The 19,847-nt window shown below is 44.6% G+C and carries 17 protein-coding genes; all 17 read right to left on the bottom strand.

From position 1 onward, the window contains the following. Window positions 1–119: 119 nt before the first annotated feature. The 17 genes from Q3C19_RS03290 to Q3C19_RS03210 all read right to left on the bottom strand — a co-directional run bounded on the left by Q3C19_RS03290 (window position 120) and on the right by Q3C19_RS03210 (window position 19,836). Window positions 120–662 carry a 2-oxoacid:acceptor oxidoreductase family protein gene (locus Q3C19_RS03290; protein ID WP_022162441.1) on the bottom strand — a complete coding sequence of 181 codons (543 nt, stop codon included), beginning with the start codon at window positions 660–662 and terminating at the stop codon, window positions 120–122. An 18-nt stretch (window positions 663–680) separates the two neighbouring features. Beyond that, on the bottom strand, window positions 681–1,442 hold the full coding sequence (locus Q3C19_RS03285) for a thiamine pyrophosphate-dependent enzyme (protein WP_277120191.1): 762 nt from the start codon (window positions 1,440–1,442) through the stop codon (window positions 681–683). A gap of 12 nt (window positions 1,443–1,454) precedes the next feature. Continuing rightward, complete coding sequence (locus Q3C19_RS03280; protein ID WP_022162443.1) at window positions 1,455–1,628, bottom strand: hypothetical protein; 174 nt, start codon at window positions 1,626–1,628, stop codon at window positions 1,455–1,457. A gap of 12 nt (window positions 1,629–1,640) precedes the next feature. Then, window positions 1,641–2,726, bottom strand: a complete 1,086-nt coding sequence (locus Q3C19_RS03275; protein WP_022162444.1) for a 3-methyl-2-oxobutanoate dehydrogenase subunit VorB — start codon at window positions 2,724–2,726, stop codon at window positions 1,641–1,643. A 12-nt stretch (window positions 2,727–2,738) separates the two neighbouring features. Next, the gene (locus Q3C19_RS03270; protein ID WP_022162445.1) at window positions 2,739–2,966 is read right to left on the bottom strand and encodes a ferredoxin family protein; all 228 of its coding nucleotides are present in this window, start codon (window positions 2,964–2,966) and stop codon (window positions 2,739–2,741) included. 20 nt (window positions 2,967–2,986) lie between these two features. Then, window positions 2,987–3,262 (bottom strand): tol-pal system YbgF family protein, encoded by a 276-nt coding sequence (locus tag Q3C19_RS03265; RefSeq protein WP_022162446.1) that lies wholly within the window; start codon window positions 3,260–3,262, stop codon window positions 2,987–2,989. 561 nt (window positions 3,263–3,823) lie between these two features. Next, complete coding sequence (gene rpiB / locus Q3C19_RS03260; protein ID WP_277120190.1) at window positions 3,824–4,261, bottom strand: ribose 5-phosphate isomerase B; 438 nt, start codon at window positions 4,259–4,261, stop codon at window positions 3,824–3,826. Window positions 4,262–4,378: 117 nt separating this feature from the next. Further along, entirely contained in the window at window positions 4,379–6,388 is a 2,010-nt protein-coding gene (locus tag Q3C19_RS03255) for a transketolase (protein WP_302727228.1), read from the bottom strand. A gap of 177 nt (window positions 6,389–6,565) precedes the next feature. Beyond that, window positions 6,566–8,110: an alpha-N-arabinofuranosidase gene (locus Q3C19_RS03250; RefSeq protein ID WP_022162449.1), complete on the bottom strand. Its 1,545-nt coding sequence runs from the start codon at window positions 8,108–8,110 to the stop codon at window positions 6,566–6,568. Window positions 8,111–8,134: 24 nt separating this feature from the next. After that, window positions 8,135–9,733 carry a xylulokinase gene (locus Q3C19_RS03245; RefSeq protein WP_288910179.1) on the bottom strand — a complete coding sequence of 533 codons (1,599 nt, stop codon included), beginning with the start codon at window positions 9,731–9,733 and terminating at the stop codon, window positions 8,135–8,137. A 146-nt stretch (window positions 9,734–9,879) separates the two neighbouring features. Continuing rightward, complete coding sequence (gene araA, locus Q3C19_RS03240) at window positions 9,880–11,406, bottom strand: L-arabinose isomerase (RefSeq protein WP_022162451.1); 1,527 nt, start codon at window positions 11,404–11,406, stop codon at window positions 9,880–9,882. A gap of 98 nt (window positions 11,407–11,504) precedes the next feature. After that, window positions 11,505–12,191 carry an L-ribulose-5-phosphate 4-epimerase gene (locus tag Q3C19_RS03235; RefSeq protein ID WP_022162452.1) on the bottom strand — a complete coding sequence of 229 codons (687 nt, stop codon included), beginning with the start codon at window positions 12,189–12,191 and terminating at the stop codon, window positions 11,505–11,507. 19 nt (window positions 12,192–12,210) lie between these two features. After that, a complete protein-coding gene (locus Q3C19_RS03230) occupies window positions 12,211–12,888 on the bottom strand; it encodes an NUDIX domain-containing protein (protein WP_022162453.1) in 678 nt (225 codons plus the stop codon). 116 nt (window positions 12,889–13,004) lie between these two features. Continuing rightward, window positions 13,005–14,750 carry a sodium:solute symporter gene (locus Q3C19_RS03225; RefSeq protein WP_022162454.1) on the bottom strand — a complete coding sequence of 582 codons (1,746 nt, stop codon included), beginning with the start codon at window positions 14,748–14,750 and terminating at the stop codon, window positions 13,005–13,007. A gap of 34 nt (window positions 14,751–14,784) precedes the next feature. Then, entirely contained in the window at window positions 14,785–15,924 is a 1,140-nt protein-coding gene (locus Q3C19_RS03220; protein WP_022162455.1) for an aldose epimerase family protein, read from the bottom strand. Between the two features lie 168 nt (window positions 15,925–16,092). Beyond that, entirely contained in the window at window positions 16,093–17,982 is a 1,890-nt protein-coding gene (locus Q3C19_RS03215) for an arabinan endo-1,5-alpha-L-arabinosidase (protein ID WP_302727340.1), read from the bottom strand. Window positions 17,983–18,039: 57 nt separating this feature from the next. Then, window positions 18,040–19,836: a RagB/SusD family nutrient uptake outer membrane protein gene (locus Q3C19_RS03210; RefSeq protein WP_022162457.1), complete on the bottom strand. Its 1,797-nt coding sequence runs from the start codon at window positions 19,834–19,836 to the stop codon at window positions 18,040–18,042. Window positions 19,837–19,847: the final 11 nt, after the last annotated feature.

Genomic DNA, 19,847 nt, shown 5'->3' with positions numbered 1-19,847 from the left:
CTGCTTAGCTGGACACTTTGTCAAACATCGTTCATTCTTAATTGTTCATGTACAGATACAAAAAAAGGATGCGATTATCGCATCCTTTTTTACTCAACTGAATATTTGTGCCTTGCGGCTTATACTTCTTTGATCAGTTCCATGCCTCGTTTGATGGCTTCTTCGTTCATGGGGATGAGGTGATGATGCCGTTCGGGCAGGGTTTTCTTCAGGCCTTTGATGACGTTTTCCAGTGTGACGATAGGCATGATTTTCAGCAGACCGCCCAGTACAATCATGTTGAACGCCTTGGCGTTGTTCATTTCGTTGGCTGCATCCATAGCGTCGATGCGGTAAACGTGAATGTCTTTACGGGTGGGTGGGTTGATGATGCCGTATCCGTCGTAGATCAGGACACCACCGGGTTTAACCTTGCTTTCGAACTTTTCGAGCGATGGCTGGTTCAGGATGATGGCCGCATCGTACTTACTGAGGATGGGGGAGGAGATCTTATCATCGCTTACGATGACAGTTACGTTGGCCGTACCTCCACGCTGCTCCGGTCCGTAGGCAGGCATCCATGTCACTTCCTTGTCTTCCATCAATCCCGAGTAAGCCAGGATTTTACCCATGGACAGTACACCTTGTCCGCCGAAGCCAGATATGATGATTTCTGTTTTCATTGTCTTTCTTCTTTTGAATTATTTATCTTTCAAGTCTCCCAGCGGATAGAAGGGGAACATGTTCTCTTCCATCCATTTGTTAGCCTTCTCCGGCGACATTTTCCAGCCCGAGTTGCAGGTCGATACAATTTCGACAAGGTTGCTGCCTTTTCCTGCCATGGAGTTTTCGAATGCCTTTCGGATGGCTTTCTTGGCCTTTCGGATGGCTGGTACGGACTGTACGCTCTGGCGCGTTACGTAGGCTGTACCTTCCAGCTGTGCGGCGATATCGGCCATCTTCAGCGGATAGCCGTGCAGGTGTACGTCGCGTCCGTAAGGACAGGTAGCAGTCTTCATGCCGACAAGGGTGGTCGGAGCCATTTGTCCGCCGGTCATACCGTAGATGGCGTTGTTGATGAAGATGATGGTGATGTTTTCACCACGGTTCAGCGCATGGATGGTTTCGGCTGTACCGATGCAGGCCAAGTCGCCGTCGCCCTGATAGGTGAATACCAGTCGGTTGGGCCAGAGGCGCTTGATGGCAGTGGCCAGTGCGGGCGCACGTCCGTGTGCGGCTTCCTGCCAGTCGATATCCAAATAGTTGTAGATGAATACGGCGCATCCTACCGGAGAGATTCCGATAGCTTTGTCTTCCATGCCCATCTCTTCGATTACCTCGGCTATCAGCTTGTGGACTACACCGTGGCTGCATCCCGGACAGTAGTGCATGGGGTTGTCGTTCATCAGAGTCGGTTTCTTGTAAACCAGATTCTCGGGCTTTATAATATCTTCTTTTGTCATAATCACTTCTCCTTATCTGTTGGTGAAACGTATGAAAAACTCCATTACCTTGACGAAAATGGCAGCGCTGCAGACGTAGACGAACATCATGAAATCGTCTTTGGCCACAAAGTAAGTAATGACAGCTGCTACGGCAAGTATCAGGAAGAGGATGTTCAGCACGTTTCTTATTTTGTCAGAATCCATTCTTTACGTTCTTTATCCGTTGATTACTTTTTCTTTCAGAGCTGCCACGATTTCGTCGGGGTCGGGCACGATACCACCCAAGCGTCCGAAGTGTTCTACCTTGACTTTTCCGTTCACGGCCAGACGTACATCTTCTACCATTTGGCCGGCATTCAGCTCTGTTACGAGGATACCTTTTACCTTGTCGGCATATGCAGCAATTGCCTGTGTCGGGAAAGGCCACAGAGTGATAGGACGCAAGATTCCGACTTTGATTCCTTCCTTACGTGCCAGTTCCATGCTTTTCTGTCCGATACGTGCCATTGAGCCAAAGGCTATGATGAGGTAGTCGGCATCTTCGCAGTTGATTTCCTCGAAGCGCACTTCGTTCTTTTCAATTTCCCTGTATTTGGCCTGGAAACGGATGTTGTTCTTTTCCATTTCTTCGGGTTTCAGTTCGAGGGAAGTGATGATGTTGGGTTTGCGGTCTTTGGTCTTTCCGGTAGTGGCCCAAGGACATTGAGCGATAACTTCTTCGTCGGTGCGGCGTGGCTTTTGAGGAGGAAGCACTACTTTTTCCATCATCTGTCCGATAACGCCGTCGGCCAGGATGATAGCGGGGTTGCGGTACTTGAAAGCCAGTTCGAATCCCAGTCCTACGAAATCGGCCATTTCCTGTACCGAAGCCGGTGCAAGGGCTATCAGACGGTAATCGCCGTGTCCGCCGCCTTTGACGGTCTGGAAGTAATCGGCCTGGCTGGGCTGAATGGTTCCCAGTCCGGGGCCGCCGCGCATTACGTTTACAATGAGGCAGGGCAATTCGGCTCCGGCCAAGTATGAGATACCTTCCTGTTTCAGGCTGACACCCGGGCTCGACGACGAGGTCATCACCATTTTACCGCTTCCTGCACCTCCATATACCATGTTGATGGCGGCTACTTCACTTTCTGCCTGAAGCACTACCATGCCGGTGGTTTCCCAAGGCTTCAGTTCTGCAAGAGTTTCCAAAACCTCCGATTGAGGAGTGATGGGGTAACCGAAGTAACCGTCGGCTCCGCAACGTATAGCTGCGTGGGCGATGGCTTCGTTACCTTTCATTAATACAACTTCTTCTGCCATATTCAATCTGATTTATTCAACTTTTACTTTATAAACAGAGATACATCCGTCCGGACAAACTGTAGCGCACGATGCGCATCCGTTACACGTATCTTCCAATATCTGGTGGGCATAGTTATACCCTTTTACGTTCACCTCTTTGGTGAGGGCTATTACATGGAGTGGACAAGCCACGGCACACAGGTTGCAGCCTTTGCAACGTTCGGTGTCAACAACGATTGCTCCTTTGATTTTTGCCATAATTTACGTTCCTTTATATGTTATTGATTATACATGTCTTTGTTGTAGAAATTTAGAATATCCATCACCATGCGGTGGGCTTCCTTGGCAGGACTTTGTGGGTTGATGTCGATGGCATACTGATAATTGTTGAGTGCCTGTTGCCAGTTGCCCAGTTTCCGATAGGCATTTCCGCGCAGATAGTAAGCTTCGTCGAGGCACGAGGAAGCACTTTGCAGAAATTCGTCAAGTTGCCGGATGGCTTGTTCTACATTTCCTTGGTTGATAAGCTCTTTGATGGTGACTAATGATTCCATATTTTATTCAGCATCGGGTTTATTCAACCACAAAGATAGTTTTTATTTGCAGACATCAAGCATCTTATATGTGAAAAATAGTAATGAATCGCCTTACTTACAGTGTTTTTCTATCAGAATGTCAGAAAAGTGAGGTGTATGAACAGAATTCTAAAGAATGCTGCTTTACAGGTGATGGTGTTCTGTTGTTTGTGTAGATAGTGTTCGCGAGGTATGCAAGTGTTGCCTGTGAGCCGTGCAAGTGTTGCCTGTGAGCCGTGCAAGTGTTGCTCGCGAGCCGTGCAAGTGTTGCTCGTGAGCCGTACAAGTGTTGTTCGCGAGCCGTACAAGTGTTGCTCGCAAGCCGTTTGAAGGGGGCTGTCAAGAGGAGGTGGGAGAGTATTGGGGAGTCGGCTGTGAAGTAGCGGATAGAAAGATAATAAAAAAAACAGGTATAGAACAATCGTGACTTCTACTGCTGGTTGTAATAGGGCAGTGCTGGTCACTATTCTTCTATACCTGAATGGAGAAAGCAAAACAAGGAGCTTTCTTTGTAGAGAAACGCTTTTGCTGTATTTTCTCTTATTTGCTTACGGGAATCTTATCGATTCGACGTTGGTGGCGTCCACCTTCGAATGCTGTGTTGAAGAATTCGGTAAGAATCTTGTCTGCTTCGTCTGTGGTGATGAAACGACCGGGCATCACGAGCACATTGGCATCGTTGTGCTGGCGTGCCAGATGAGATATTTCGGGGATCCAGCACAGTGCGGCACGAATGCCTTGGTGTTTGTTCAGGGTCATGTTGATTCCGTTACCGCTTCCGCAGATGGCAATGCCCGGATAGCACTCGCCTGCTTCTACAGCGTTGGCCAGCGGATGGGCGAAGTCGGCATAGTCGCAACTTTCGGTAGAGTAGGTGCCAAAATCCTTATATTCCCAGCCTTTGGCTTCCAGCCAGGTACGGACGTATTGCTTCAGTTCGTATCCTGCGTGGTCGGAACAAATTCCTATTGTTTTCATTTCTTATGTCGGTTTAAGATTTACTATTCTGATTGCAATGATTGACAGAACGCAGGCAGGCAAAAGAAGTTGCACTGTCTGCGTTCAATATGGTTTGGACGAGAGGTCTTCAACCGTTTAGAGCATGGCTTTTACCTGCTTGTAAACGTTGTCGGCCGTAAAGCCCAATTTTTCATCCAATACTTTGTAAGGAGCAGAGAAACCGAATGATTCCAAGCCCCAGATTTTACCATGTGCACCTACCAGGCCTTGCAGGTTGACAGGCAGACCGGCAGTCAGACCGAATACTTTGGCATCGGCCGGAATAATGCTTTCCTGATATCCGGGTGCTTGGCTGCGGAACAGACCTTCGGACGGAGCTGATACGATACGTACCTTGACACCATCTTTACGCAACAGTTCGGCTCCTGCTACCAGTGTAGACACCTCAGAACCAGAAGCTACCAGGATAACATCGGGATTGGCATCGGAACCTGCTACGATGTAAGCACCCTTGGCTGCTTGTGAGTAGTCGTTGCCTGCGGGCAGATTGGCAATGTTCTGACGTGAGAAGATCAGAGCTGTAGGAGTAGTCGTATTCTCCATGGCCAGTCTCCATGCTACAGTAGTCTCTTCGGCATCGGCCGGGCGGAGTACCAATGTAGAATTGTGACCTTTATGATTCTTCAGTTTCTCCATCAGACGGATTTGTGCTTCCTGTTCTACCGGTTCGTGAGTCGGGCCATCTTCGCCTACGCGGAAGGCATCGTGTGTCCAGATGAACTTCACAGGAACTTCCATGAGGGCAGCCATACGAACTGCGGGCTTCATGTAGTCGGAGAATACGAAGAATGTACCGCAAGCCGGAATTACACCACCGTGCAGAGCCATACCGATGCAGCAGCAAGCCATAGTCAGCTCGGCTACACCTGCCTGGAAGAAAGCACCGGTGAAGTCACCTTTCTGGAAGGCATGTGTCTTCTTCAGGAAACCGTCGGTCTTGTCAGAGTTGGAAAGGTCGGCAGAAGCAACGATCATGTTTTCTACCTGAGTTGCCAAAGCACCCAGTACGGTAGCCGATGCGGCACGTGTGGCAGCTCCAGCCTTTTGCTCGATAGCTTCCCAGTTGACTTGAGGAGCTTTGCCAGAGAAGAATTGCTCCAGTTTGGCTGCCTTTTCCGGGTTAGCCTGAGCCCAAGCAGCTTTTTCAGCATACTTTTGCTTCATGATTTCTTTCAGTTCGGCAGCACGTTTGGCATACAGTTCTTCTACTTCGGGGAAGATGACAAACGGATTGGTAGGATCGCCACCCAGATTCTTGATGGTATTGATGTATGCATCGCCACCCAGCGGGGCACCGTGTGTAGCACAGTTGGCTTCGTAGCTGCTGCCGTCGGCCTTGCGTGCTCCCTTACCCATAACAGTATGACCGATGATAAGGGTAGGACGTTCTTGTTCAGCCTTAGCCTCGTTCAGGGCATTGCGAATTTCGTCGGCATTATTTCCGTCGATCTTAATCACTTTCCAACCCCATGCCTCATATTTCTTGGCAGTATCTTCGATAGTTACAGCTTTGGTTTCGGTAGAAAGCTGAATATCGTTGGAGTCGTAGAACATGATCAGGTTGTCCAATCCCAGTGTTCCTGCAATACGTCCTGCACCTTGAGAAATCTCTTCCTGTATACCACCATCGGATATATAAGCATAAATGGTCTGATTCATAACCTCGCCAAAACGTGCTTTCAGGAATTTGGCTGCGATGGCTGCACCTACAGCAAAAGTATGTCCTTGACCGAGCGGGCCGGATGTGTTTTCAATTCCACGCATAACGTCACGTTCGGGATGTCCCGGAGTCGAGCTTCCCCATTGACGGAATTCTTTTAATTCATCCAATGTGAACTTGCCTGTTAATGCGAGCTGTGAGTAAAGCATCGGTGACATATGACCCGGGTCAAGGAAGAAGCGGTCGCGTCCTTCCCAAGTTGGGTTTTCAGGATCATATACCAGAAATTCAGAGAACAGTACATTGACAAAGTCGGCGCCACCCATTGCGCCACCCGGGTGTCCGGAATTAGCTTTCTCAACCATAGAAGCAGCAAGGATACGAATGTTGTTTGCTGCAAGGTTCATAAGTTTGTTGTCGTTCATATTGATAATAAATTAGTTTTTGTTAGCTTGATAGAGCAGAGTAACTAACGCTTGTTCATAAATGACAGGGACAAAGATAACTCTTTATGTGCAATTAGCAACAAGGATAGTTACTCTTTTTTTTCAGATATTTTTGCCTTCTTCTTGTTTAAAGTACAATAAGTCTTTTGCTCTGATTTACTGTAACTCGACAGTAACAATCGACTTGGCCGGAAGTTTGATTTTCATAACGCCTTTATTGATTTTTACTTCTTTAAAGGGAGCTGGTTTGACTTTTTCCGGATTTTCGAATGAGTTATAGTCGGTAACATCCTTAGAAGTAAGTATTTCGCCTACAGCTTTCTTTGCTTCAATGCCGGGCAGGTTTACAATAACTTCCTGAGCATTTTCTACATCAACATTGGAGATTGAAAGGTGAACTTTACCGTTCTTGTCTTTCGAAGCTGTTGCACTGATCATAGGCAGTTTGCGGTTGTCGCGTACGTTCATCGTGTCGCAGTTCAGTTCGAGAGGCAGATAGGTAGCGTCCTGATGTACTTTATACATTTTGAATACGTAATACGTAGGGGTCAATACCATCTCTTTACCTTTGGTCAGAATCATAGACTGGAGTACATTGACAATTTGTGCAATGTTTGCCATTTTCAGACGATCGGTATATTTGTGGAAAATATCCAGTGACAGAGAAGCTACAAAAGCATCGCGCAGTGTGTTTTGCTGATAGAGATGCCCTTTGATGGTACCCGGTTCTTCGTCCCACCATGTGCCCCATTCGTCCAGAATCAGTGCTACGTTTTTCTGAGGATCATATTGGTCCATAATGGCACAGTGCTTCTTGATGACATCTTCTATCTCGCGGCATTTGCCCATGGTCCAGTAATAATCTTCCGTATTAAACTGGGTAGCCGAACCTTTGCTTCCGCTCCATCCGGTTACTGTGTAATAGTGCAAAGACAATCCGTTCATGCGCGCTCCTACACGATCCATCAGAACTTTTGTCCAGTTGTAGTCGTAGTCGCTGGCACCACTGGCTATCTTGTACAGATTGTTTCCATCGTAATTGCGGCAGTAGGTAGAGTAACGGCGGTACAAATCGGCGTAATATTCAGGACGCATGCTACCACCGCATCCCCAGCTTTCATTTCCTACTCCCAGGTATTTTACCTTCCAAGCTTTGTCGCGGCCGTTTTTCCGGCGCAGATTAGCCATCGGAGAGTCGCCTTCCGAAGTCATATATTCTACCCATTTGGCCAGCTCTTCTACAGTACCGCTACCTACATTTCCGCTGATGTATGGCTCACAGCCCAACATCTCGCAAAGGTTCAGGAACTCGTGCGTTCCGAAGCTGTTGTCTTCGATGGTACCTCCCCAGTTGTTGTTTACCATTTTGGGGCGATTTTCTTTGGGACCGATACCGTCCATCCAGTGGTATTCGTCGGCAAAGCAACCACCCGGCCAGCGGAGCACTGGGACTTGCAGATCTTTGAGGGCATTGAATACGTCGGTGCGGTAACCTTTGATATTGGGAATATCAGAGTTCTCGCCTACCCATAAGCCTCCATAGATACAGGTACCCAGATGTTCGGCAAACTGGCCATAGATTTCCTTGGGGATAATTTGTGTACCTTGTTCGGCCTGTACAGTGATAGTTGCATTCTTTTGTGCGGACAGTGACAGGGAAGCTGTCAAGAAAAGACCGCTGATGATTAATTTACTCTTCATAAAAGTAGTCTTTTTTCTGTTAGGTTATTTTTTGAATTTTGCAGCAGCTTCTTCAATAGGTAAACTAGCTTTGTAGTTTTCGATATATGCGTTGAAGCCTGCAACGTCTTCTGCTGTCGGAGCAATCTCGACACCGGCATCTCCGGCAAATACTTTTTCGTCCAGGAAGTCGGCCAACGACTGTTTCTTGTCATTGTTTACCAGATACGATCCTAACAGGGCAATACCCCAGGCACCACCTTCACCGGCAGTTTCCATAACCGAGATAGGAGAGTTGATAGCAGCAGCCAATATTCTTTGACCTACTCCTTTGGTCTTGAACAAGCCACCATGGCCGGTAATTCGGTCTACTTTAATCTTTTCTTCGTTGAAGAGAATGTCGTTACCTATTTTAAGTACTCCTACGGATGCATGGAGGTGTGCACGCATGAAGTTGGCCAAATTGAACTTATCGTTGGCTGAGCGTACAAACAAAGGTCTTCCTTCAGCAAGGCCAGTAACAGGCTCTCCTGAAATATAGTTGTATGAGATCAAGCCTCCGCAGTCGGTGTCGCCTGTCAGTGCGTGGTTGTAGAGCTTACCATAGATTTCGTTCATGTCTACAGGAATGCCCATGAGTTCCTGATATTCCTTGAACAGATTGACCCAGGCATTGAGGTCGGAAGTACAGTTGTTGCAATGTACCATAGCTACCAGGCTACCGTCGGGGGTAGTAACCATATCGATCATCTCGTAAGGTTTCGACAGGTCCTTTTCAAGTACAATCATCGAGAATGAGGAAGTTCCGGCAGAAACGTTTCCTGTGCGTTGTTTTACAGCATTGGTAGCAACCATACCTGTACCAGCGTCGCCTTCTGGCGGACATACGGGGATACCGGCTTTCAGGTGTCCGGATACATCAAGTCTCTTGGCTCCTTCGGCTGTAAGGGTACCTGCATTTTCACCAGCCAATAATACTTTGGGAAGAATGTCGAGTAATGTCCATTTGAATCCTTGGGGAGCAATAAGATTATTGAATTTGGAAACCATTTCGGCTGAATAATCTTTCGTATTCGGATCGATGGGGAGCATACCGGATGCGTCGCCAATGCCTAATACCTTCTGGCCTGTAATCTGCCAGTGTACGTAGCCGGCAAGAGTGGTCAGGAAATCGATGTCTTTTACATGCTCTTCTTTGTTTAAGATAGCTTGATACAAGTGTGAAATGCTCCATCTCAGAGGAATGTTGTAGACAAACAGCTCGGACAGGGTAGCAGCTGCTTCTCCTGTATTAGTATTTCTCCAGGTGCGGAAAGGAACAAGGATTTCCTGTTCTTTGTTGAACGCCATGTAACCATGCATCATGGCACTGATGCCGATGGCTGCCAGAGTCTCTATTTCGATGCCATATAACTCTTTTACATTGGAACGAAGATCTGAATAGCAGTCTTGCAATCCGTTCCAAATGGCATCAATACTATATGTCCAAAGGCCATCGACCAATTGGTTTTCCCATGTATGGCTGCCTTGCGCAATGGGTTTGTTTTCCTGGTCGATTAAAACTGCTTTGATTCTTGTGGATCCGAATTCTATACCAAGGATGGCTTTACCGGTTTCGATAGTTGATTTTGCATCTAATTTCATAATGGAACTAATGGTTTAAGGTACAACGTTAATGTAAAGTTAGAAATATCTGTAATTTGCAGCTTTTGCAACTTACTTAAAAGTATAAAAGTGCTGCAAACGATTGCTCGTTGAGCACTTTTATACATGGTTATGCTATTGGATGATTAGCAAAGAGCTTTGTTCAGCATATAGTACACTTCGTTCATGCGCAGTTCTTTCTTGAATTCGCTGATTGTAGTGTCTTTGTTGATATGTACCATTTCGATACCTGCGATTTCGGCATAGTCTTCCCAATATTCGGCAGTGAGGTCGTAAGAGAAGCATGAATGGTGAGTACCACCAGCCAGAATCCATGCACCTGCGCCAATTTCGAAATTAGGCATCGGTTTCCACAAAGCAGAAGCAACGGGCAACTTAGGCAGTGGCTTCGGCTCGATGCATTCTACATCGTTTACGATGAGGCGGAAGCGGTTACCAAGGTCAACAACTGTAGCTGTACATCCTTTGCCTACCTTTGAAGTAAATACCAGACGGGCAGTTTCGCTCTTGCGGATACCTATACCCAGGAAATGTACTTCCAAACGTGGCTTTTTAGCGGCGATTAACGGACATACCTCCAACATGTGTGCCTGAAGGATAGAGCTGTTCTCTCCATTGAAGTTCAACGTGTAGTCTTCGAGGAATGAGCAACCTGTAGGCAGACCTTGATTCATTACCCAAACAGTGCGGTAGAGTGCTGCTGATTTCCAGTCGCCTTCGGCACCAAAACCATAACCTTCGGCCATCAGACGTTGTGATGCCAAGCCAGGAATTTGGTCGAAATAGCTGCCGTCAGTTTGTCCGAGGTCGTCGAAGTTGGTTGTGAAACCTTTGGCGCCTTTGTCCTTCAATATAGCGCGCAATGCAAGCTCTGCTTTGGCAGAGTTCCATACCTTCTCATAAGCGGCAGTACGTCCGTCTTCCAATTCAGCATCGTGGTCGTAAAGGCGGAAGTATTCGTCTACCAATGCTTTTACTTCTTCGTCCTTTACCTTTGCGTGATATTCCATCAGCTCGCTAACCGGGCAGTAGTCTACATGGTAGCCCATACGTTGTTCTGCTTCAACTTTATCACCATCGGTTACGGCTACGTTGTTCATCTGGTCGCCGAAACGGATGATGAGCATGTCTTGTGCATCGGCCCATCCGGCGCAAACACGCATCCAAACTGCGATCTTGTTTTGTGTTTCTTCTTCTTTCCAGTAGCCTACTACTACTTTGCGACGAATACGCATGCGTGTGCAAATGTGGCCAAATTCACGGTCGCCGTGTGCACTTTGGTTCAAGTTCATGAAGTCCATATCCATGGTATCCCAAGGAATTTCCTTGTTGTACTGTGTGTGCAAGTGGAGCAAAGGTTTCTTTAATTGCTGCAAACCATGAATCCACATTTTGGCGGGCGAGAAGGTGTGCATCCAAGTGATAACACCGATACACTTTTCTTCATTGTTGGCAGCTTTAAAAACAGCTTCTACTTCTTTTGAAGAATTGGCTGTTCCTTTATATACAACTTTTACAGGCAGTTTACCTGACTCATTCAGTCCTTTTACCATTTCATTGCTGTGTGCGTCTACTGCGATTACAGCGTCTCCTCCGTACAGAAGCTGTGCTCCTGTTACGAACCATACTTCATATTGATCAAATGCGTTCATAATACTATTATTTTTAAGTGGTTGGTTAATTATTCTTGTTAGTTATTATTGTATGTCTTAAGTTTCTTGTTTAAAATAGGGGGCAGGGCATTACTATTTTATTTTTGCCCATAATAAGCATTAGGACCATGTTTGCGGTTGAAATGCTTCTCGATGAGCAATGGATTCATAGTCAAATTGGGATTGACAGCATAGGCTATTGAGGCCATTTTAGCTACTTGCTCCATAACGACGGCATTATGTACGGCATCATGTGCATCTTTCCCCCATGAGAATGGTCCGTGATTTTTTACCAATACTCCTGGTGTATGTACAGGATTCAGTCCTTCGAAACGTTTAACGATGACATTGCCTGTTTCCAATTCGTAAGCGCCTTTAACTTCGGCTTCTGTCATGTCGGCAGTGCAGGGGATAGCATCGTGGAAATAGTCGGCATGGGTTGTGCCAATATTCGGAATATCGCATCCTGCTTGTGCCCAAGCTGTGGCATATGTAGAGTGTGTATGTACTACTCCGCCAATTTCTGGGAAAGCTTTGTATAATACTATATGGGTAGGAGTATCTGAAGATGGTTTGAGTTTGCCTTCCACGACTTTTCCGTCGAGGTCTACTACAACCATGTCTTCAGCTTTCATTTCGTCATAACTTACGCCACTTGGTTTAATGACGACCAAGCCGGTTTCGCGGTCAATTCCGGAAACATTGCCCCAAGTAAAGATGACCAGGCCATGCTTTACTAAATCGAGGTTGGCACGAAATACTTTTTCTTTTAATTCTTCTAACATATGTTTTTATGTTTAAATGTTACAGTTTAAATTTCGGAGCTTTGCGATAAACTTTTTCATTGAACTGATAGAGGGCAGCACCTCGTTTCGAACTTGTTTTGTCTATGAGGTCTGTTTTCTCTATATAATCCATTTCTGCTATCCGTTTGCGGAAGTTCCGTTTGTCTATGGCTTCTCCATAAATGGCTTCGTACAAGCTTTGCAGTTGTGATAAGGTGAATAATTTAGGCAGAAGATTGAAGCCGATAGGAGCAACCGATGCTTTTTGTTGCATGAGGGCACGTGCTTGCTCTACCATTGCTTGGTGATCGAATATCAATGGTGGAAGTTCATTTATATTAACCCAAAATGCATTGTGTCTTTGTACTAGTTCGCGGTCGTATTCGTTGATGTTGATAAGTGCATAATAGGCAATGGACACAACTCGTTCGCCTGGGTCACGGTCTATAGCTCCAAAAGAGCTGACTTGTTCCATATATACTTGATCCAATCCGGTGAGTTCTGCTAAAACTCGTTTCGCTGCATCGTCTACACTCTCATTCTCTTGAACGAATCCACCCATTAGTGACCATTCGCCTAATGCAGGTTCAAAATTTCGTTTCAGGAGTAATAAATTCAGTTCTCCTTCATAAAATCCAAAAATGATACAGTCTACAGATACGTAGAACTTAGGATTGATGCTGTAATAATTGCTCATTGATAAATGCACTGTTAAGTGAATAATACAACTTTCGCAACATTTATAATTAGGAGTTTTGTAACTCCTAATTATAAATATGATTTCTATTCGTGAAATGTGAACATTTCATGAAATTACCAGAAGTAGGCATAGAACAAAGCGCAGAGGATGATTACGCCCAAAGTAGCGATAACATCCCATTTGTTCCAGCTCTTCGCGATTTCTTCTTTGTAGCTTCCGGTAAATGTAATGGCTTCTATCTGTTCTGCTGTAGGTTTCGGAGTGAAGCAAGAAACAACTGCCATCAATACAAGCAGGAATACTAATAACCAGACTTCGAAGATCAGCCAGTTTGTTTGCCAGAACCATGAGGTGTATTCCCAGAAGGCGCCGTCCATAGTGGCTTTACCGGAATCTGTGATAACATTGGTAAGCAAACGTACCATACCAATCAGGAAACCGCCGATAAGTCCCCATTCACCAGCTTTGGGAGTAATTTTTTTGGAGAATATACCCAATGTGAATACGGCTACCATAGCAGGAGCGATTAATGATTGGATATCTTGCAGATACGAGTACAGGTTACCCATATTCATCATGATAGGCATCCATGCCAATCCCAGAAGAACTACAACGACAGTTGCGATACGGCCTACAAGTACGTAATGGCTTTCGCTCATGCCTTTTTTCATAGGTTTATAGAAATCTTCTGTAAATAAGGTAGCGCAGCTATTGAAGAATGCGGCCAAAGATGCAACAAGGGCGCAGACAAATCCGATAGTAACAATACCTTTGACACCTGCGGGCAATATGTTTTTCACCATCATGGCAAATGCACCGTCTGTGTCATGAGTATTGGTAATATCCATAACGATACCACTACCAGTCTTCTGTGCAAGTGCGTAAGCTACCATTCCAGGAATCAGGAACATAAATACGGGTAACAATTTAAAGTATCCGGCAGCAATACTACCACGACGAGCACGTTTCATTACTACATCATTGGCCTCTCCTTTTTGTTGACCCAATACACGTTGCACGATATGCTGGTCGGTACACCAATACCAAAAACCGATGATAGAAGCACCAAGGAAAACTACATATCCGGGGAATTGCTGATACATAGGATCGGCGGGATCGGTATGGAACATGTGGGTTGTACCAAAACCGTCGTGAGCAGCGTTACATACAGCCATCATTTGTGACCATCCTTCGCTTATGCTGCCATCTCCTAACATGTTAAGACCCAGGAACAAAACAAGGAAAGAACCGATGATAAGAATCGGAGTCTGAATGGCAGACAAAGTCATTACGCCTTTCATACCTCCAAAGACCGTAAACACTGCAGTAACAACAATCAGACCAATGGCACCATACCAGAACGGTAGACCGAGAAGGTATTCAAAGAAAATACCACCTGTGAAAGCTGTTACAGAAACTTTTGTCAGGACGTATGCGATCAGCGTGATGATTGACAGCCAAGAACCGGTACGTTGTGTATAGCGGAACTTCAGGAAGTCGGGCATTGTGATGATTTTACCCATTTTGTTGTTCAACAATTGATAAAATGGTACGAACAACCATCCCAAGATAAGTATCATCCAGCCTTGCATTTCCCAGTGTGCCATTCCTACACCGTCTTTAGCTCCAGTACCTGCAAGACCTACCAGGTGTTCTGATCCAATATTGGCTGCGAAAATAGCTGCACCAATAATATACCAAGGTTCACCTTTTCCAAAGAGGTAGTCCTGACTGTCGGCTCCTTTCATCTTTTCTTTGTCTTTCTTTATGGCATGACAAATTGCCCATACGATAGCAATGATGCCAACGGCAAGAACAGCCCAATCGAGCCAGATAAATTCATTTGTATTCCAATTCATAATTGCTCAATGTTTTATAGTATTAAATTAAGATTTATTTCTCTACACCGAATTTAAAGATACATTCGCTGTTGTAAGTTTGACCTGGCTCAAGGATTACAGAAGGCCACTCGGGCTTATTGGGGCTATCAGGATAGTGTTGTGTTTCCAGACAAACAGAGGCACGTTGATTATATACTATACCTTTCTTTCCTGTAACAGTTCCGTCAAGGAAATTACCGGAATATACTTGGATTCCTGGCTCGTTGGTATATACTTCCAGCGTGATGCCGGTTTCGGGTGATGTCAGTTTTGCCGCCAGCTTGGTGATATCGCCATTGGTATTTAATACCCAATTGTGGTCATATCCGTTTCCGTTTTTCAATTGGATAAAGTCGTAATTATTGATATCTTGTCCTACAGCTTTAGGAGTTGTAAAGTCCATAGGAGTATCTTTCACAGGCAGAATTTCTCCAGTGGTCATGAATGTGCTGTCAACAGGAGTATAGTTGTCTGCATTTACATATAAGATGTGGTCTGTTGCTGCTTTGGCAGGATTTCCCGACAAGTTGAAATAAGAATGGTTGGTCATATTAATAACAGTTTTCTTGTCGGTAGTTGCACTGTATTTGATGTCAATGGCATTGTCTTCTGTCAGTTTGTAGGTTACTTTGGCTGTAACATTACCGGGGAAGTTTTCATCTCCATCAGGTGAAATACGTGTCAATTCCAATGTCGTGCCGTCAATAGGGTTGGCATTATATACTTGATATTGCCATCCTTTAGGACCGCCATGCAGGCAATGTCCGAAATTGTTTTGGGGCAGTTGTATAGTGTCTCCATCCAATACAATCCGGCCTTGGTTGATTCGGTTTGCATAACGTCCGATAGAAGCTCCAAAATCGCTCGGAACATTAATGTAGTCGGCGATGCTGTCGAATCCTAAAACCACATCTTGCATATTCCCGTTTTTATCAGGAACCATTATGGAAACAATACGGCCACCGAAGTTCGTGATACAAACTTCCATTCCAGCTTTATTCTTTAATGTATAAAGGTTGGTTTGGGCGTTGTTTACCTCTGTTTGAAACTTTGTGGGATTTAAACCGGATAAGGTAAGCTGAGTTTCCGGTTTCTGTGTGCAGGATGCTAATATACATGCAGCTATTCCTGCTGAAAGAAAGTAATTCCTCATGGCGTTATTTTTATTTGTGAATTAGATGTTTATCTTATTTCGGGTGTAAAAGTAACACTTTTATTTGATGTGAGGTATACACTTCTGTATGTTATGTAACATATTATGTGAAAAAAATGCCTGGAGCAGTCAAGACATCCAGGCAATTCTCCTTATATAAATGAGCGATTATTTATTCTTCTTACCCCAATAAGTTTTAAAATTATCTCCGTAACCGGCGTAAGCGATGGTGCGTGTGCTGGGAGTTGATTCCCGGTCTGTCTCACGTTTTAAATAAAGCTCGATTCCATTAGCCGTTAAAATCTGTTTCTCTGCATCGTAACTCCATGTACCACCTTTCCAAGTTCCTTCTGTAATAGTATGGTCGGCGGCTAATGTCATTGTTGCTGCAGATTTCTGTTCACCATAGCTATAAGAAAGATCGATATGTTCCCATTTTCCAATTAACTCTTCTTCTTTGATAGTCACTTGTGGAACGGCACCATAGCGCTCGGGCATTACTAAAGGCCATCCGTCTTTGGTCCATAAGATGCAGCGGACATGTCCTAACATGACTGCGTTATCTATATTTGCAGGTAAACGTCCTTGCGAAGAATAGTACCAGTTGCCATTGCCATCGTTGAAGATTGCGCAATGAGAGAGGCCGACCCAACCATCGCTATTGGCAAATTTATAGGGGTGGGTAACTACAGGTAGCATATCTGCTCCTTCAGTGACGTTAGCACCATCAATACCTAAATAGGGGCCGGTAATGTTTTTGGAACGTGCAACTCGGGTGTTATAAGGAACATCCAATGCATCATAGGCTACAAACAGATAATAATACCCGGTATTGGGGTTGTATACAATTTCAGGACCTTCGCTTGCTTGCCAGCGATTACCCATTTCTCGGGTTGCTATCAATTGACCATATGCAGCAATATCTTCATTGGTTCCCCATGGGTTGGGTAATTCAGCCTTGACTTTTCCAGTTTCTGCATCCAGCTCGACTAAAGCGATACCACTGTTCCATGAACCGTAAATCAAATAATGTTTTCCATCTTCTGCAATGATATAACTGGGGTCAATGGCATTCCATTTATAATAGCAGTTTGCCCAATCATTTGGTGCAACATGAAAATTTAGACCTTTATCAGATGCATTGGTAATGACATATCCTTTGTCTACCCAGCCATTATTATTAGAAGGATCGGTGCTTTCCATCATACCGATAAAAGCTCGTTCTGCCCACGAATTTTCTCCATCAATATTTCCGGGACATACAATCGAGTAATACATGCGGTAAAGACCGTCTCTAACTTTTCGTACGCATGGAGCCCAATAGCCGAATTCATCTGTATTGGGAGTGGCCTCTTTCAGTCCCATATCTGTACGGATTTCGTTTAGTTTAGGTATTACCCATTCCGGTAATGATTGCATTGTTCCTCCTAAATACTCCCAATTAACTAAATCCTTAGAACGTCGTGCGTGGAAATGACCACCTGCAGTATGTTTATTGTCATATGAAGCGTCTGTCTGATACATATAGTAATAGCCGTCTTCTGCCAATACTACTGAAGGATCGTGCACATTGGACAGATTCCATTGATCACGTAAATCCCACGAAGCTATCGAACGATAATCATCTAAATATTGTGGTGCCTGATAATTGATTAACTCATTATCTTCCAAACCCTCAGAAGGCATAATCTGAATATCTGAAGAGTATAAAGTTTCTCCTTGATAAATGCAGATATAAGCCCGTACGTGGTAAGTAGTATAAGGAGTAAGCCCATCAATTGTGGCTGATACAGTACCGTTGGTTAAAGTCGATTTAATTGTAGCATCGTAAATCGTAGGATTCTCATGAAGGCTATAGCAGAATCCTGCACTAACATAGCGTATATCATCGCGTAAATCGAAAGTACAACTTACCGACACACTTTTTAAAGTAGCTTCTGTAGCGACTGGTTCTTCAATGATAACTCCTGTCTCTCCATAATTGTTTTCATCGTCGCTGCACGCTCCCATAGTGAGAGCGGCTGCGAACAATAAACTAATCCATTTATAATGTTTCATAATAGTTGGCTTTAATTGATATTTTATACTTTCATTAATTACCACTTTCATTGATTATCAGTTTGCTTCTGTTGAAGTGGCAGTTAATTCCCAACCACTATTTTGTCCCAAATTAGGAAGACGTTTTACTTCATCGTCAGGAATTGGGAAATAATAATTCTTTGGACTGTTGAATGCGCGTGAAGTGTAAGTTTCCGAGTAGCCGTAATTATATACAGTACCTGCATTGGGGGTAATTTGTACTCCATATAAATTGTATACTTGCTGATAATAAGGTTTGTTTTGTTCACTAGCGGCTGTAACTCCTTCGAACAGTTTCCAACGGCGTTCATCAAAGAATCGGTGGTCCTCAAAACATAATTCAATACGACGTTCATTACGAATGCGTTCCCGCAGTTTGTCTTGTGTCATATTACTATAAGCTGGCATGCCTACACGTGCACGTACCTGATTGACATATTCGTATGCTTCAGAAGTACGTCCTGCTTCGTTCAATGCTTCTGCAGCGTTTAACAGAACTTCTGCATAGCGGAAAATCGGGCAAGCATGTGTGTAGGTGGTAGGGCTTTTCCATGACATGTTATTGAGGAACTTTTTAGTATAATATCCAGTTACGGTGCCTCCATGCAATTCCTGATAATCTAAACCTGTACCATACGTAATATCTACCATACGTTCTTCTTCTTGTTCGGGGTCACCCCAGATAGAACCATGATGCAGAATGGTCTGTTCAAGGCGTGGATCCCGGTTTACATATGGATTTTGTGGATCATAACTGGGATCTTGGTCGATGGGAAGTCCATTGATAGTTTCATAGCTGTCTACCAGATTTTGGGTCGGATTGGTACGTCCAGTAGAATTAGCAGATCCGCTAAATCCACAAGGTGCTAAAAATTCTTCAATAGCCCGTGTTTGCCATTCAGAGCGACTTAAAATATATTCGTTATTCAAGTGCGGAGTTGACACAAAACATTGATAATAGTTTTGTTCGGGATCTCCGATGTCATAAAGCCGGTACGGATTACTCTGTGTCGCATTTTTGCGAATAAAGTCAAGAGCTGCTTCTGCGGCGGCTTCCCATTGACTCTGGTCATTTGAAGGATTGTTTAAAGGAGAAGCTTTATAGAGTAGGGCTCTGGCTTTTAATGCATAAGCTGAAGCTCCATTTACACGTCCCCAATTAAGTTCTTCCTGTGCATAGCGGAACGGCAAAACATCTTTTACTTTGTCACATTCGTCTGCAATCCATTGCAATGCATCAGCAGCGGGTGTGCGAGGCTGGTTCATAGCTTCTGTATTAGTTGTCTCAAAAATGATTGGGTTGCCTTCTGCATCATCGCCGACGATAGGTATTGCTCCAAAGTAGCTGACCAAATCAAAATGGAATATGGCACGTAAAAAACGTGCTTCAGCCATGTTACGATCGTATAAACGGTTGTTATCATCATTGGTCTCTTCATTACCGATTACACTTTCTTTTGCATAGGTCAGAAAGTTGTTGGCTGCACGAATGGCCTGGAAATTGCGTGACCAAAAGTAATTAGCAAACTGATGGTTAGTTGCATCATATGAATCACGTAATACGCTATGGTAATAATGCACATTCCAAAAAGAGATGGCGTTATCTGTCATACAGTCGCGTGAAGCTCCACGGTATTGCCCGTCTGTATAACCAACAAATGCATCTGGTAAATAGGTATAGATGTTTGCGAGCAAGCCGCGCGTATTTTCGGCTTTGTCAAAAACGTCTTCGGCTCCAAGAGTTAGATCTACTTCTTTGTCAAGGAATCCGCTGCAGGCGGTGAAGTTCACCGCCAGCAGGGTTGCTGCCATATATTTGATGTATTTCTTCATATTATTAATAT

This window comes from Bacteroides sp. ET489, assembly GCF_030518095.1.
In the GTDB taxonomy this organism is placed as follows: Bacteria; Bacteroidota; Bacteroidia; order Bacteroidales; family Bacteroidaceae; genus Bacteroides; species Bacteroides ndongoniae.
This window is presented reverse-complemented; position numbering and strand designations above follow the sequence as displayed.

Bases quoted from the DNA above. Each gene is read 5' to 3' on its own strand.
- Q3C19_RS03290 (WP_022162441.1), bottom strand. From the start codon at position 662: ATGAAAACAGAAATCATCATATCTGGCTTCGGCGGACAAGGTGTACTG.
- Q3C19_RS03285 (WP_277120191.1), bottom strand. From the start codon at position 1,442: ATGACAAAAGAAGATATTATAAAGCCCGAGAATCTGGTTTACAAGAAA.
- Q3C19_RS03280 (WP_022162443.1), bottom strand. From the start codon at position 1,628: ATGGATTCTGACAAAATAAGAAACGTGCTGAACATCCTCTTCCTGATA.
- Q3C19_RS03275 (WP_022162444.1), bottom strand. From the start codon at position 2,726: ATGGCAGAAGAAGTTGTATTAATGAAAGGTAACGAAGCCATCGCCCAC.
- Q3C19_RS03270 (WP_022162445.1), bottom strand. From the start codon at position 2,966: ATGGCAAAAATCAAAGGAGCAATCGTTGTTGACACCGAACGTTGCAAA.
- Q3C19_RS03265 (WP_022162446.1), bottom strand. From the start codon at position 3,262: ATGGAATCATTAGTCACCATCAAAGAGCTTATCAACCAAGGAAATGTA.
- rpiB (WP_277120190.1), bottom strand. From the start codon at position 4,261: ATGAAAACAATAGGAATTTGTTCCGACCACGCAGGATACGAACTGAAG.
- Q3C19_RS03255 (WP_302727228.1), bottom strand. From the start codon at position 6,388: ATGAACGACAACAAACTTATGAACCTTGCAGCAAACAACATTCGTATC.
- Q3C19_RS03250 (WP_022162449.1), bottom strand. From the start codon at position 8,110: ATGAAGAGTAAATTAATCATCAGCGGTCTTTTCTTGACAGCTTCCCTG.
- Q3C19_RS03245 (WP_288910179.1), bottom strand. From the start codon at position 9,733: ATGAAATTAGATGCAAAATCAACTATCGAAACCGGTAAAGCCATCCTT.
- araA (WP_022162451.1), bottom strand. From the start codon at position 11,406: ATGAACGCATTTGATCAATATGAAGTATGGTTCGTAACAGGAGCACAG.
- Q3C19_RS03235 (WP_022162452.1), bottom strand. From the start codon at position 12,191: ATGTTAGAAGAATTAAAAGAAAAAGTATTTCGTGCCAACCTCGATTTA.
- Q3C19_RS03230 (WP_022162453.1), bottom strand. From the start codon at position 12,888: ATGAGCAATTATTACAGCATCAATCCTAAGTTCTACGTATCTGTAGAC.
- Q3C19_RS03225 (WP_022162454.1), bottom strand. From the start codon at position 14,750: ATGAATTGGAATACAAATGAATTTATCTGGCTCGATTGGGCTGTTCTT.
- Q3C19_RS03220 (WP_022162455.1), bottom strand. From the start codon at position 15,924: ATGAGGAATTACTTTCTTTCAGCAGGAATAGCTGCATGTATATTAGCA.
- Q3C19_RS03215 (WP_302727340.1), bottom strand. From the start codon at position 17,982: ATGAAACATTATAAATGGATTAGTTTATTGTTCGCAGCCGCTCTCACT.
- Q3C19_RS03210 (WP_022162457.1), bottom strand. From the start codon at position 19,836: ATGAAGAAATACATCAAATATATGGCAGCAACCCTGCTGGCGGTGAAC.